General features: G+C 72.5%; 10 protein-coding genes and 1 riboswitch. Of the genes, 6 read left to right on the top strand and 4 right to left on the bottom strand.

Going from position 1 to position 14,492, the window contains the following annotated elements; translation table 11 throughout:
• Positions 1-90 precede the first annotated feature (90 nt).
• The 6 genes from HGB44_RS16740 to HGB44_RS16715 all read left to right on the top strand — a co-directional run bounded on the left by HGB44_RS16740 (position 91) and on the right by HGB44_RS16715 (position 10,420).
• Positions 91-2,592 (top strand): mannose-1-phosphate guanyltransferase, encoded by a 2,502-nt coding sequence (locus HGB44_RS16740; protein ID WP_061079158.1) that lies wholly within the window; start codon positions 91-93, stop codon positions 2,590-2,592.
• A 624-nt stretch (positions 2,593-3,216) separates the two neighbouring features.
• The gene (locus HGB44_RS16735) at positions 3,217-3,759 is read left to right on the top strand and encodes an FHA domain-containing protein (protein WP_061079124.1); all 543 of its coding nucleotides are present in this window, start codon (positions 3,217-3,219) and stop codon (positions 3,757-3,759) included.
• A 170-nt stretch (positions 3,760-3,929) separates the two neighbouring features.
• The gene (locus HGB44_RS16730; protein WP_017564797.1) at positions 3,930-4,403 is read left to right on the top strand and encodes a bifunctional nuclease family protein; all 474 of its coding nucleotides are present in this window, start codon (positions 3,930-3,932) and stop codon (positions 4,401-4,403) included.
• A 465-nt stretch (positions 4,404-4,868) separates the two neighbouring features.
• The gene (locus HGB44_RS16725) at positions 4,869-5,357 is read left to right on the top strand and encodes a MerR family transcriptional regulator (protein ID WP_082768231.1); all 489 of its coding nucleotides are present in this window, start codon (positions 4,869-4,871) and stop codon (positions 5,355-5,357) included.
• Positions 5,358-5,817: 460 nt separating this feature from the next.
• A riboswitch (glycine riboswitch) is annotated at positions 5,818-5,907 on the top strand.
• A 98-nt stretch (positions 5,908-6,005) separates the two neighbouring features.
• Entirely contained in the window at positions 6,006-8,900 is a 2,895-nt protein-coding gene (gene gcvP, locus HGB44_RS16720; protein WP_061079126.1) for an aminomethyl-transferring glycine dehydrogenase, read from the top strand.
• Between the two features lie 260 nt (positions 8,901-9,160).
• Positions 9,161-10,420, top strand: coding sequence for a tetratricopeptide repeat protein (locus HGB44_RS16715; protein WP_061079127.1), 1,260 nt, complete (start codon positions 9,161-9,163; stop codon positions 10,418-10,420).
• Positions 10,421-10,557: 137 nt separating this feature from the next.
• Here the strand turns inward: HGB44_RS16715 and HGB44_RS16710 are convergent, their stop codons facing one another.
• From HGB44_RS16710 to HGB44_RS16695, 4 genes are all read right to left on the bottom strand, one after another.
• Positions 10,558-10,746 carry a DUF5999 family protein gene (locus tag HGB44_RS16710; protein WP_017564807.1) on the bottom strand — a complete coding sequence of 63 codons (189 nt, stop codon included), beginning with the start codon at positions 10,744-10,746 and terminating at the stop codon, positions 10,558-10,560.
• Between the two features lie 185 nt (positions 10,747-10,931).
• On the bottom strand, positions 10,932-12,362 hold the full coding sequence (locus HGB44_RS16705; RefSeq protein ID WP_231972282.1) for a threonine/serine exporter family protein: 1,431 nt from the start codon (positions 12,360-12,362) through the stop codon (positions 10,932-10,934).
• Between the two features lie 388 nt (positions 12,363-12,750).
• Positions 12,751-13,455, bottom strand: a complete 705-nt coding sequence (locus tag HGB44_RS16700) for a response regulator (protein WP_061079128.1) — start codon at positions 13,453-13,455, stop codon at positions 12,751-12,753.
• A gap of 63 nt (positions 13,456-13,518) precedes the next feature.
• Positions 13,519-14,340, bottom strand: coding sequence for a RecB family exonuclease (locus HGB44_RS16695; protein WP_061079129.1), 822 nt, complete (start codon positions 14,338-14,340; stop codon positions 13,519-13,521).
• Positions 14,341-14,492 lie beyond the last annotated feature (152 nt).

Raw genomic sequence — 14,492 nt, 5'->3', positions numbered from 1 at the left:
CCCCTCGGTGCGCACCGACGGCCCAGCGGTACGGAGGTACCGGCGATGAGCCAGGCCGAAGACACCACCCCGGAGGTCACCGCACCTCCGATGAAGGCCGTCGTGATGGCGGGCGGCGAGGGAACCCGCCTGCGCCCCATGACGGCGAACCAGCCCAAACCACTCCTCCCGGTGGTCAACAAGCCCATCATGGAGCACGTACTGCGCCTGCTGCGCAAGCACGGCTTCACCGAGACCGTGGTCACCGTGCAGTTCCTGGCCACCCTCATCCGCAACTACTTCGGCGACGGCGAGGAGCTGGGCATGAAGCTCAGCTACGTCGCCGAGGAGGTGCCGCTCGGCACGGCGGGCAGCGTCAAGAACGCCGAGGAGCACCTGCGCGGCGAGCCCTTCATCGTCATCTCCGGCGACGCGCTCACCGACATCGACCTGACCGACATGGTCCGCTTCCACCGCGAGAGCGGCGCCAAGGTCACCATCGGCCTCAAGCGGGTGGAGAACCCGCTGGAGTTCGGCATCATCATCGTCGACGAGCAGGGGCGCGTCCAGCGCTTCCTGGAGAAGCCCACCTGGGGCCAGGTCTTCTCCGACACCGTCAACACCGGCATCTACATCATGGAGCCGGAGGTCCTCGAACGCGTCGCCGAGGGCGAGGTCGTCGACTGGTCCGGGGACGTCTTCCCCCAGCTGCTGGCGGAGGGCGAGCCCCTCTACGGCTACGTCGCCGACGGCTACTGGGAGGACGTGGGCACCCACGAGAGCTACCTCAGCGCCCAGGCCGACGTGCTCTCGGGCAAGGTGGACGTGGACATCGACGGATTCGAGGTCTCCCCGGGCGTGTGGGTCGGCGAGGGCGCCGAGGTCCACCCCGAGGCCGTCCTCAAGGGTCCGCTCTACATCGGCGACTACGCCAAGGTCGAGGCGGGCGCCGAGCTGCGCGAGTTCACCGTGGTCGGCAGCAACACCGTCGTGCGCTCGGAGGCCTTCGCCCACCGCACGGTCCTGCACGACAACGTGTTCATCGGCCGCGGCGCCAACCTGCGCGGCGCCGTCATCGGCAAGAACACCGACGTCATGGCCGCCGCCCGGATCGAGGAGGGCGCGGTCGTGGGCGAGGACTGCGTCGTCGAGTCCGAGGCCTACCTCCACAACGACGTCAAGGTCTACCCGTTCAAGACCATCGAGGCCGGGGCGGTGGTCAGCACCAACGTCATCTGGGAGTCGCGCGGGCAGCGCTCGCTGTTCGGCCCCCGGGGCGTGTCCGGCCTGATCAACGTCGAGATCACCCCGGAACTGGCGGTGCGCCTGGCCAACGCCTACGCCACCACCCTGAAGAAGGGCGCGATCGTCACCACCTCGCGTGACGTCTCGCGCGCCGCCCGCACGCTCAAGCGCGCGATCATCAGCGCGCTCACCGCGGCCGCCATCGAGGTGCGCGACCTGGAGGTGGTGCCGCTGCCCGTGGCCCGCTTCCACACCTCCCAGAGCGGTGTCAGCGGCGGCATCACGGTGCGCACCACCCCGGGCGACCCCGAGTCGGTCGACATCCTGTTCCTGGACGGCGACGGCGCCGACCTGTCGCCCGGCGCCCAGCGCAAGCTCGACCGGGTCTTCTCCCGCGCCGAGTACCGCCGGGCCTTCCCCGGCGAGATCGGCGAGCTGACCTTCCCGTCGCGCAACGTGGAGAGCTACTCCCACGAGCTGCTGCGCAAGGTGGACACCTCCGGCGTCGCCGAGGCGGAGCTCAAGGTCGTCGTGGACTGCGCCGGAGGCAGCGGTTCGCTCATCCTGCCCTCCCTGCTGGGCCGGATCGGCGTGGACGTGCTCACCGTCAACAACCGGCTGGACGAGTCCTCGCCCACCGACACCGTCGCCAAGCAGAACCGCGACCTGGCGCGGCTGGGCGAGCTGGTCGCGGGCTCGGGCGCCGACTTCGGCGTGCGGTTCGACCCCGTGGCCGAACGGCTGTCCATCGTGGACGAGAGCGGCGACCTGGTCCACAACGACCGGGCCCTGCTGGTCGTCCTGGAGCTGGTCTGCGCCGAGTACGGGACCGGCACGGTGGCCCTGCCCGTCACCACCACCCGCGTCGCCGAGACGGTGGCCGCCTCGCACGGGGTCAAGGTCCACTGGACGGCCACCGCCACCGACGAGCTGACCAAGGCGGTCCAGGCGCAGGACGACGTCATCTTCGCGGGCGACGGCCGGGGCGGGTTCATCGTGCCGCGGTTCAGTCCCACCAGCGACGCCATCGCCGCCTTCGTGCGGCTGCTGGCACTGGTGGCCCGGACGCGCCGCTCGCTGAGCCAGATCGACCGCACGATCCCCCAGGCGCACCTCCTGCGCCGTTCGGTGCCCACCCCGTGGGCGGTCAAGGGGAGCGTGATGCGCGCCGTCGTGGAGGCGGCTGGCGGCCGCGAGCTCGACACCACCGACGGCGTCCGGGTGATCGAGCCGGACGGAAGCTGGGCCCTGGTCCTCCCCGACACCGCGGAGGCCGTGACCCATCTTTGGGCCGAAGGTCCCAACCCCGACACAGCGCACCGCCTGCTGGACGAGTGGGCGGCCGTCGTGGAACGGGCCGAGGGCTGAGGCGGGCCGCGCGGGTGCGGGCGGTCGTCCGTCCGCGCCCGCGCGGCGCGTGCCCGCGGCGTCACGCCCCGTGCGCGGGCGCGAGTCCTACCGTGAGTGACTCCGCGGGTTGGAATCGACATACAGGCAGGTCGTGGCGGTTCGGTGAAGTCGGTGCGAATCCGGGGGGATCCGTGGAGAACCAAACCCGCCGACACGGCATCAGCACCAGGGCAGGTGTGTTGTCCCGACTCGGCCCACCACCGTCGCCGGACACCGTCCGCGACGGCGGGGACGCCGCTCACCGATCCGTTCGCGGCGGGTCGTCCGCGGCGGGCGGGGGAGGAGCAAAACCCTTCCTGGACAGGGATATGGTTTAAAGTCGAGTGTTCCCCGAAGCGCCGCGTCGCCCACCGGACCGGGTATCCCGGCAACGGCGGACACCCTCGCCGGTGGTGACAAGGAGTGCGACACGGGGGATGAGACCTAGCGACCGACCGCGTGAGGCGCACCGCTGCCGCGACAGCGGGCCGTCTCACCGCGTACCGGGCGGTGTGCGGGCCACGTGCCCGACCGACGCCCGGTGCGTGCCACCGACCAGCCCAATCAAGCACCGCCCCGTGCGGTAGGAGGCCGAGCCGACCTATGTCGAGCGTTTACTGCACGCAGTGCGGTCACGCCGTTGCGGATGATGCCCGTTTCTGCTCCCACTGCGGAACTCCGGTCCGCAGAGCCGAACAGCAGGGCCCCCGACCCGGCACTGGCAGGGACTCCGGCGGAGACGTCACGTCCACGATCTCCCTCTTGGGCATACAGGCCCTGGAAGAGGAGGAGTCCGGCGACGAGCTGGGCGGCGACGACCCCGCCAACCCCGACGCTCTGCCGCCGGGTACGGCGCTGTTGGTGGTCAGGCGCGGCCCCAACGCCGGGAGCCGTTTCCTGCTGGACAGTGACGTGACCACCGCCGGCCGCCACCCCAACAGCGACATCTTCCTGGACGACGTCACCGTCTCCCGGCGCCACGTGGAGTTCTTCCGCCGCGGCGACGGGTTCGGGGTCCGCGACGTGGGCAGCCTCAACGGCACCTACGTCAACCGCGAGCCGGTCGACGAGGCACAGCTCGGGGGAGGGGACGAGATCCAGATCGGCAAGTTCCGGATGGTCCTGCTGACCAAACCGCGCCGCTGACCGGCGCGGGGACGACCGCGGGAGCGGCGGGTGGGCCGATGAGGTTTGCGGCCCCCCGCCGCCGGAGAGCTTTGTAACGAAGGGTGCCGATTTCGCCCTCGGGTCCTGACCCGCAGCGGGAGCAGGGACGAGCGCCCATCCGGCATCACGACTCGTGGGACGGAGACGCTGTGAAGCACATGGAGGTCGTCGGCGTCCGTGTTGAGATGCCCTCGAACCAGCCGATTGTCCTGCTCAAGGAAGCCGAAGGCGACCGCTACCTGCCGATCTGGATCGGCGGCGTGGAGGCCACCGCGATCGCGCTGGCCCAACAGGGCGTCGCACCGGCCAGACCGCTCACCCACGACCTGTTCCGGGACGTCCTCGACGCACTGGACACCGGGCTCAAGACGGTGAACATCACCGGCCTCAGCGACGGCATCTTCTACGCCCAGCTGGTCTTCAGCAACGGTGTGGAGGTGAGCGCCCGCCCCTCCGACTCGATCGCCCTGGCGTTACGGACGGGCACGCCCATCTACGCGCACGAGGACGTGATCGACGAGGCCGGGATGCCCATCCCGGACGAGCAGGAGGACCAGGTCGAGGCGTTCCGGGAGTTCCTGGACAACATCTCGCCCGAGGACTTCGGCAGGCGCGCGGAGTAGTTCGGCGTCGGACGTGTACTCTCCCCGGGGCCCGCGCCCACGCGCGGGTCCCGCGCCACGGCTGTGGCGTGCCCCGGGAGGACACGCTCCGACCTGCGGCTCCGTCCGCGGGGCCGGTGATAGATTGGGTAACGGAAGTGGTCGTAATGATCAGGGCCGAAACCCCCGTGTGCGCGTCGGGCGCCACCGGGGAGGCCCCGGCACACCGGCGCCGCGCGCACTTGGCGACGCGCCGCGCGGTGTCGTTGACGCTGCCGGTCGGCCGTCCTACCTTCAGTGCAGTGGAACCCACGGCGCACCCGTTCCCTGAGTGGACATCCCCTGTCGAGACCGCCGTGGGACGAGAAGCCGGAGGTCGGCGTGGCGGTAGCGAGCGGCAAGCGGGATCCCCATGACAGGCGGTCCGCGCTGCGGCTAGCGGGGCAGCAGGGCCTACTGTGCGAAGAGGACGTGGTGGCGCTGCCTATGGACGCCGGGTATCGGGGCCCCGCGGCGTGTACGGCCGCCGGGATCAGCTACCGCCAGCTCGACTACTGGGCCAGGACCGGCCTGGTGGAGCCGAGCGTGCGCACCGGAGCCCACAACGCCCCCCTGTACAGCCTTCCCGACATCCTGTTGCTCAAGGTCGCCAAACGGCTCCTGGACACCGGGATCTCCCTCCAGCAGATCCGGACCGCGGTCGACCACCTGCGCGGCCGCCCCGCCCCCGACCTCGCCCGCATCACCCTCATGAGCGACGGCGTCAGCGTCTACGAGTGCACCTCCCCGGAGGAGGTCGTGGACCTCATGCAGCGCGGGCAGGGCATGTTCGGCCTGGCGCTGGGCAACGTCTGGCGTGAGCTGGAGGAGGCCCTGGGCGTGGTCCCGGCCGAGGAGCGGGCCGACCTGCCCGCCACGGCGCCCCAGCCCGTGGACGAGCTGGCCAGGCGCCGCCGGGAGCGCCGCACCGGCTGAGGCGGGCGGACCCGCCCGCGACCGGGTCCGGAACCGCCGTTCCCCGCCGCGGCGAAGACCGTCCTGCCCCAGGGGCGGGGGAGGAAGACCACGGTCTTCGGGGCCTCGGGCCCCCGACCGGGTTCCCGACACCTGCGGCACGGTGCCAGCCACCGCGACGGGACGCACGGCAGCCGCCGCCGCTCACGCGGAATCGTCCGGTCCCACGTCCCCGACCGGGCCCTCGGCGGCCGTGGCGCCGCCGGCCGTGGCGTACGCGCGGTGCGGCAAGGGGCCCGGATCACCGGACACGGGTACGCGGTCGCTTGGAGGAACCTCCAGGTTCTCGGTGTGATCTGGGCGAAACGCCTGCCCGGAAGCGCTGCCCGGGGCGACGATCGAGTACGGTCGTAGTCACAACAGGGATGAAAACCGACATTCGCCCTGCTTTGTACACACGTACAGATCGTCAGCTGGCTGTCGACACCGCGCGAGAGAGACCCCGCAACGGGGCGCCGACGGGGCAATACTCCCCAGTAACCTCTCAGGCACCATGGACCGCGTGGAGGAGGCCGCTCTGAAGCCTGGGCACCGCCGTGTCCGGTGACAGAGGGGGAGACCGTGAGGAACACCGCCGACCCGACTCGGCCCTGTCACCAGGAGGTCTCCGTGCCAGACCAGCCCGTGCACACCCCGGGCGCGCCCGCCCGGGTGTTCGCCGACCGCCACATCGGCCCCACGCCCGCCGAGGTCCAGGAGATGCTCAAGGCGGTCGGCTACGGCTCCACCGCCGAGCTCATGGCCGACGCCGTGCCCGAGTCCATCCTCACGGGGCCCGGGCGCAGCGCGCCGCTGGACCTGCCCCCGGCGCTGAGCGAGGCCGAGGCCCTGGCCGAGCTGCGCGACCTGGCCGCCCGCAACCAGGTGCGCACCTCGCTGATCGGCCAGGGGTACTACGGCACCCTCACCCCGCCGGTCATCCTGCGCAACATCATGGAGAACCCCGCCTGGTACACGGCCTACACGCCCTACCAGCCCGAGATCTCCCAGGGCCGCCTGGAGGCCCTGCTCAACTTCCAGACCATGGTCTCGGACCTGACCGGTCTGCCCGTCTCGGGCTCCTCCCTGCTCGACGAGGCCACCGCCGCCGCCGAGGCCATGACCCTGACCCGCCGGGCCTCCAAGAGCAAGGCCGACGTCTTCGTCGTCGACGCCGACGTCTTCCCCCAGACCCTGCACGTGCTGCGCACCCGTGCCGAACCCCTCGGTATCGAGGTCGTGGTCGCCGACCTGTCCCAGGGCCTTCCCGAGGGCGACGCCTTCGGCGTCCTGGTGCAGTACCCCGCCTCCAGCGGAGCGGTGCGCGACCCGGGCCAGGTCATCGCCCAGGCCCACGAGCGCGGCGCCCTCGCGGTGGTGGCCGCCGACATCCTCGCCCTGACCCTGCTGCGCAGCCCCGGCGACCTGGGCGCCGACATCGCCGTCGGCTCCACCCAGCGCTTCGGCGTCCCGCTCGGCTTCGGCGGCCCGCACGCCGGTTACATGGCCGTGGGCGAGAAGCTGCGCCGCCAGCTTCCCGGCCGCCTGGTCGGCGTCTCGGTGGACAACGCGGGCAAGCCCGCCTACCGCCTGGCGCTCCAGACCCGCGAGCAGCACATCCGCCGCGAGAAGGCCACCAGCAACATCTGCACCGCGCAGGTCCTGCTCGCCGTCATGGCCGGGATGTACGCCGTCTACCACGGCCCCGACGGCCTGCGCGCGATCGCCCGCCAGGTGCACACCCGCACCGCGGCCCTGGCCGACGCCCTCTCCGAGCGCGGCTTCGAGGTCCTGCACCACGCCTACTTCGACACCCTGCGCGTGCGCGTGCCCAGCGCCGCCCGCGTCGTGGAGTCCGCCCTGGAGGCCGGGTACAACCTGCTCGCCGCCGACGAGTACACGGTCGGCGTGAGCGTGGACGAGACCACCACCGAGGCCGACCTGGAGAAGGTCCTGGCCGCCTTCGGCGAGGCCGAGCGCGGCTCCTCGCGCGTGCGCCTGAACGTGGACGAGGACGCCGACCGCCTGCCCGTCGAGCTGGCCCGCCAGGTGGACTACCTCACCCACCCGGTGTTCGGCACCCACCGCAGCGAGACCTCGCTGCTGCGCTACATGCGCCGCCTCTCCGACCGCGACCTGGCCCTGGACCGCACGATGATCCCGCTGGGCTCGTGCACCATGAAGCTCAACGCCACCGCGGAGATGGAACCCGTCACCTGGCCCGAGTTCGCCGGGCTGCACCCGCTGGCGCCGCTGGACCAGGCCGCCGGGAGCGTGGCCCTGATCCGCCAGCTGGAGGCCTGGCTGGCCGAGGTCACCGGCTACGACGCGGTGTCCCTCCAGCCCAACGCCGGATCCCAGGGCGAGTTCGCCGGGCTGCTGGCCATCCGCGGCTACCACCGCTCGCGCGGCGAGGCCCACCGCGACGTGTGCCTGATCCCCAGCTCCGCGCACGGCACCAACGCCGCCAGCGCCGTGATGGCCGGTATGCGCGTGGCCGTGGTGGCCTGCGACGACAACGGCAACGTCGACCTGGACGACCTGCGCGCCAAGACCGGCAAGCACGCCGACGACCTGGCCGCCATCATGATCACCTACCCGTCCACGCACGGCGTGTACGAGGACACCGTCACCGAGGTGTGCCGTCTGGTGCACGAGGCGGGCGGCCAGGTGTACGTGGACGGCGCCAACCTCAACGCGCTGCTGGGCTGGGCCAAGCCGGGCGAGTTCGGGGCCGACGTCAGCCACCTCAACCTGCACAAGACCTTCTGCATCCCGCACGGCGGCGGCGGTCCGGGCGTGGGCCCGGTCGCGGTCCGCTCGCACCTGGCCGGTTTCCTGCCCAACCACCCGGGTCAGCCCGAGGCGGGCCCGCACACGGGCGTGGGACCGGTCTCGGCGGCCCCGTTCGGCTCGGCGGGCATCCTGCCCATCTCCTGGGCCTACGTGCGCATGATGGGCGAGGAGGGGCTGCGCTCGGCCACCGAGGTGGCGGTGCTGTCGGCGAACTACCTGGCCAGGCGGCTTGAGCCGTACTTCCCGGTGCTCTACACCGGTGCGGGCGGCCTGGTGGCGCACGAGTGCGTCGTGGACATCCGCCCGCTCCAGAAGGCCAGCGGCATCAGCAATGAGGACCTCGCCAAGCGGCTCATGGACTACGGCTTCCACGCGCCGACGATGTCGTTCCCGGTCAACGGCACCCTGATGGTGGAGCCGACCGAAAGCGAGAACCTCGCCGAGCTGGACCGCTTCGTGGAGGCGATGATCGCGATCCGCGGCGAGATCGACAAGGTGGCCTCGGGGGAGTGGGACGCGGCGGACAACCCGCTGCGCAACGCCCCGCACACCGCGGAGGCGGTGACCGCCGACGAGTGGTCGCACGGCTACACGCGCGCCGAGGCGGCCTACCCGCTGGCGTCGCTGCGCACGGACAAGTACTGGCCGCCGGTCGGCCGGATCGACCAGGCCTACGGGGACCGCAACCTGGTCTGCTCCTGCCCGCCGCCGGAGGCCTTCGAGCTGTAGGGCGGCCGAGGCCGCGGTGAGGGGCGCCGGTCCGAGGACCGGCGCCCCTTTCCTGTTTCGCTTGTAGATCTACATCGTAAAAGTCCGGATTGCTCTTCGTGCCCTTCAGGAGAGGGGGGAGAACCAGACGGTCTCCACGGCCCCGGACTCCGGCGCGGACCTTCCGGCCCCGGCCACCGCAGGCGTTAGAGTTGCGGCGACACGGAACGCGTTCCCGCCACGCGGACCGCCACCCCGCCACCCCCATGGAAAGCGGAGACATGACCACGACGTCCGGACCCTCCGCGCGCTCTGGCCCCGCCGACCCGCCCCCGGCCACCGACCCCCGGGACACCGACGAGGCCGAGGCGCCGACCGGGCAGGGCGCCGCCGAACTGTGCGACCAGGCCCAGGACCTCGCCGGGAGCGGCCACCTCAAACGCGCCGCCAAGCTCTACCAGCAGGCGGTGGCCGCCAACCCCCACCCGCGGGTGCAGGCCCGCGCCCTGCTCGGCCTGGCCGTGGTCGAGGACCAGCGGGGCGACCTGGCCGCCGCCCGTGAGGCCGCCCGCCGCGCCCTGGCCACCGGCGACTCGCGGTACGCCCCGCGCGCCGCCTACCACCTCGCGCTCTCCCTCGAACAGGACGGCGACCAGGCCGAGGCCGACCGCGTCTGGCGCCGTCTGCTCGACCTGGGCGGGGCCGGCTACACGGCCGTGGCGCACTACGGGCTGGCCCGCTCCGCCGAGGGGCGCGGCGACACCGGCGGGGCCGAGGAGCACTGGGAGGCGGCGCTGGCTCTGCCGTCCGATCCCGGTTCGCTCGGCCGCCTGCACGCCACCACCGTCGTGGACGCCTCCCGCGACCTGGCCGAACGCCTGTTGGGGCGGGGGCTGCCGGGCGCCGCCGCGGTCGCGGTCGAACGCGGCCTGTCGGTCTCGGACGATCCCGGTCTGCGCCTGCTGCGCGCCGCCGCCCACCTGGAGCACGCCATCGCCGACGTCGGCGCGGTCGTGGACCCGGACACGGCCTCCGAGGACGCGGAGGGGACGGAGGCGGGGGCCGCGCCGGGCACCTTCGCCGCCGCCGTGGAACTCCTGGCGGGGCTGCTGGCCCTGCGCGGGGACCCCGCCGCGGCCGAGCGGGTCTGGCGGCTGGGCCTGGGCGACCGGGACCCGGACACCGCGGGGGAGGTGCGCTGGCGGCTGCGCAGGGCCTTCGCCGCGCCTGGGGAGGACGGGGACGGGGAGCCGTGGTGGGATCCCTATCTGGAGGAGGCCGTGGCGACCGCGAGCGCTCCCGCCCTGGCGGGGGAGCTGTTCGCCGTGGTCACCCAGATGCACGCCCTGCTGGCGCTGCCGGTGGCGGAGGGGGAGGCGCGCCCGGATGTGCTGAGGTCTGCCATGGAGCAGGCGCTGCGCACACCGAGCGAGCTGGTGTGGGGGCCCGGTGTGCACGCCGACTTCCGGCGTCGGCTGAGTGAGGCGATGGGCGGCCGGGACGTGCTGCCGGAGGGGTGGCCCGACCCGGCGAGGGAGTGAGGGCCGGGGGATCGGCCCCCGGCGCTCGCGCGGTCACCAGGGGCCGCCAGGGACACGTCGCCGCCCGGGGGCCGTGTGTCCCTCGACGGGCGGGACGCGTCAGCCTCGCGGCCGTGGTGTGTGGGCGCGGCCGGACGTCAGGCGGCGACGCGGGGTCGGTGCGGGGCGACGACCACCCCGTCGGGGAGCAGCTCACCGGTGTCGTCGAAAAGGACGACACCGTTGCAGAGCAGGCTCCAGCCCTGTTCGGGGTGGCTGGAGACGACCCGGGCCGCCTCGCGGTCGGTGTCCTCGAAGGACGGGCAGGCAGGTTCGTGGCTGCACATGGGACAGGCCTTTCGGTCCAGAGGTGCTCGTCGTTGAGCTGACGCCAAGAGTAGTGGTTCACATCACATGCTTGTTGCGGTTTAGCCCGGATGTGTTTGTCCTGCTGCTGTCGTCCGCTCTCAGTGGGTGAGATACCCCCAGGCCAGCAATGGTTCTGTTCTGTCCGGCCCCGGCCACAAGGAACTCAGTACCCGCCGCGAGTCCGGCGTGCCGCCGGGCGGCTGCGCATCCCCGCACCGGCCAGCCCGCCGTGCTGGAAGGCCCTGACCAGTTCGCCGCCGAGGTTGACCCCCGCGCCCAGCGCCAGGCCCACCGTGACCGCCTCCGCCAGGCTGAGCAGCCCGGTGGAGGGGTCGCCCTGCGTGATCTCGATCAGGCCCCGGTACAGGATGCTGCCCGGCAGCAGCGGGGCGATCGACGGGACCAGGTACGGCAGCACCGGTCTGCGCGTGCGCCGCGCCAGCCAGTGGCCCACCACGCCCACCGCGACCGCGCCGGCGACCGTGCCCACCACCGCGGGCACGTGCAGCAGGTCGCGCATGCTCGCGTAGATCACCCAGATCATCACGCCGAGCACGCCGATCATCGGCAGCATCCGCGGCGGTACGGCGAGCGAGATCGCGAAGGCCACCGCGATCCCCGCCGCGCCGATCAGCACGGGGATCTCCACCGAGGTGCCCGCGGAGGGGAGGTCCTCCAGGTCGATGCTCACGCCCAGGCGCTGCGCGGTGTAGGCGACCGCGCCCACGCCGGACACGATCGCGCCCAGGATGAAGAAGGTCTCCAGCAGGCGTGCGGCCGCCGACACGTAGGTGCCGCTGATGCCGTCCTGAAGGCTGGAGACCAGCGGGCGGCCGGGCAGCAGGGCCATGATGTTGCCGGTGATGATCGCCCCGGCCTGGAGGCCGAGGTCCAGCGTGGTGCTCGCCCACAGCAGCGCCACGCCGATCGTGGCGGCCACCACCGCGGCCCCGGCCATCTGGTAGAACTCCGCGACGCCCCGCTTGGCCAGGAACACCGACGTGCGGTCGCCCATGACGGTGGCCAGGAAGGCCGCGGTCGCCACGATCAGGCCGCCGCCCACCATGAGGCTCGCGCTGGAGGCGATGAGCCCGAACCCGACGGCGATGAGCCAGTTGGGGTAGGGCATGCGGGCGCGTCTGATCTGGGTCAGGCGGGCGGTGGCGTCCTCCAGTTCGAGCAGGCCGAGCGCGCACTGCTGTACCAGGGTGTGCAGTTCGTTGACGCGGAAGTAGTCCAGGGTGCGGCGGCGCACGACCCGTTCGCCGGTGATCGGGGGGTGTTCGCCCCCGGGGTGGGTGGACAGGGTGATGGTGGTGAAGGTGACCGAGACCTCCGAGCGGGGCAGGTCGAAGGCGACCGAGAGGCTGAGCATCGCCTCGCTGACGGCCTCCGTGCCCTCTCCGCTGGCGAGCATCAGCTCGCCCACCCGCAGCACCAGGTCGATGGCGCGGGCGTCGGGGAGGTTGACGTCCTCGGTCTCGTCGAAGCCGTCCGGGGTCAGCTCCCGCTCGTGTGCCTCCCGCCAGTCCCGCATCCTGCTGAGCAGGCGGTCCTCGCTCGGGGGCACGGGGCGCTCCCGCTTGCTTGGCATCCCTGTCTCCGTCTCCTCCCCGCCTGTACCCGTGGTGGCCGGCGCGCTGTGGACAACCCATGAGGGGACGCGGTCCCGGAGGGTGGGGTTCGCCCGGAACGGGGGTCGTGGCCGGTGAGTTCGATCACCGGATCATCCTTTCAAGGCCGGGGGCCCGTCGACAGCGACGCGCCGGGGTCTTCGGGGTGGGGCGGTGGGGCCCGTGCGCGGGGGGTCGGGGGCCGCACCGGATCGAGCCGTGGCCCCGGCGGGGCCGGGCCTCACGCCGCGCGCCGGGTTCGCGTTCCGGTGGCGGCGGGGCCGTGAACCGGGTGGCCTGGTATGCGTGCCGCGGGCAGGGGAGCGCGGACCTGGTGGCCCGGTTTCCCCGGGGCGCGGTCCGGAGGCGTCAGCCGGAGCCGGGCTCGGAGCCGCCGTCGCGTTCGCCGGGCCGGACCAGGCCGTGCTCGTAGGCGTAGACCACGGCCTGGACCCGGTCGCGCAGTTCCAGCTTGGTGAGGATGTTGCCGACGTGGGATTTGACGGTCGTCTCGCCCAGTACCAGGTGGGCGGCGATCTCGGCGTTGGACCACCCGCGCGCGAGCAGGCGCAGGACCTCGTGTTCGCGGGTGGTCAGGGTGTCCCCGGCGGGTTCGGTGCCGGGGGAGGCGGAGGGCAGGAGCGGGGCGAAGCGGTCGAGCAGGCGGTTGAGCACCGTGGGGGAGACGGTCGCCGCTCCGTCCGCGACCACCTCGACGGCCGACACGAGTTCGGCGGGCGGGACGTCCTTGAGCAGGAACCCGGAGGCGCCCGCGCGCAGCACCTCGAAGGCGTACTCGTCCAGGTCGAAGGTGGTCAGTGCCAGGACCCGCACCCGGTGGCCCAGGGGCCGCGCCCACGACACGATCTGCCGGGTGGCCTCGATCCCGTCCATGCCGGGCATGCGCACGTCCATGAGGACCACGTCGGGCAGCAGGCTGCGGGTCGAGCGGACCGCTTCGCGGCCGTCGGAGGCCTCCCCCACCACGGAGAGGTTCGGGGCGGACTCCAGGATCATGCGGAAACCGGCGCGGACGAGGGGCTGGTCGTCGACCAGCAGTACTGAGACGGGCACAGGGGGAATTGTGCCGTATTCCGGTGGTGGTCGGATCCGAACCCGGGGACGGCGCGGTCGGGGTCAGCCGCGTCGGTGGTCCGCCGGTGCGGGCAGGGGCGGCGGGGTGCCGCCGAACGCCGGGCACAGCGCCTGGTGTTCGCACCAGTCACAGAGCTTGCTCTTTTTGGGCTCCCACACCCCGGCGCGTCCGGCCGCCTCGATTCGCGCCCAGATGTCGGCGATCTCGGACTCCGCGGCCCGGAGTTCGTCCTCGGTGGGGTCGTACCAGCGCACCGCGCCGTCGCCGCCCAGGTAGACGAGTTGGAGGCGGGTGGGGACGACGCCGAGGTCGCGCCAGATCATCACCGCGTAGAAGAAGATCTGGAACCGGGCCTTGTCCTCGAAGCGGGGGGCGGGCGACTTGCCGGTCTTGTAGTCCACGATCCGGATCCGGCCGGAGGGGGTGACGTCGATGCGGTCCACGTAGCCGCGCAGCCGCAGGCCGGTGGGCAGGGACACCTCCAGGCGCATCTCGCGGTCGCGGGGCTCCAGGGCGGGGGGGTTCTCCAGGTCGAAGTAGCGGCGGACCAGGTCGCGGGCGGACTCCAGCCAGGTGTCGCGTTCGGCGTCGTCGGCGAACAGCTCGTCCAGCTCGGGCTTGTTCTCGCGCAGCTTCTTCCACTGGGGGTCGACGAGGCCGACGGCGTTGCGCGGGTTGCGCGACTCGGCGGGCAGCTCGTACAGGCGCTCCAGGCAGGCGTGGACGAGGGTGCCGCGCAGGGCCGCCGCGCTGGGCGCCTCGGGCAGGCGGTCGATGGTGCGGAAGCGGAACAGCAGCGGGCACTGGAGGAAGTCGGAGGCCCGGGAGGGGGAGAGGGCGGACGGAAGGAGCGCGGTGGTCATGGTTCGAGCCTATGAGAAGGTCGCGACAGGGGGCGAGGCGAGGAGGGCGGCCTGTGGAGAACCGGGTGGTCCGGGGCGGCGGGGTGCCGGGGTGTGGGCGCCGTCCGGTTGCGGCGGGCGAGCCGTAGTCTGGGGGTGTGACGACCGGTAGT

Source organism: Nocardiopsis alborubida, assembly GCF_012396365.1.
In the GTDB taxonomy this organism is placed as follows: domain Bacteria; phylum Actinomycetota; class Actinomycetes; order Streptosporangiales; family Streptosporangiaceae; genus Nocardiopsis; species Nocardiopsis alborubida.
This window is presented reverse-complemented; position numbering and strand designations above follow the sequence as displayed.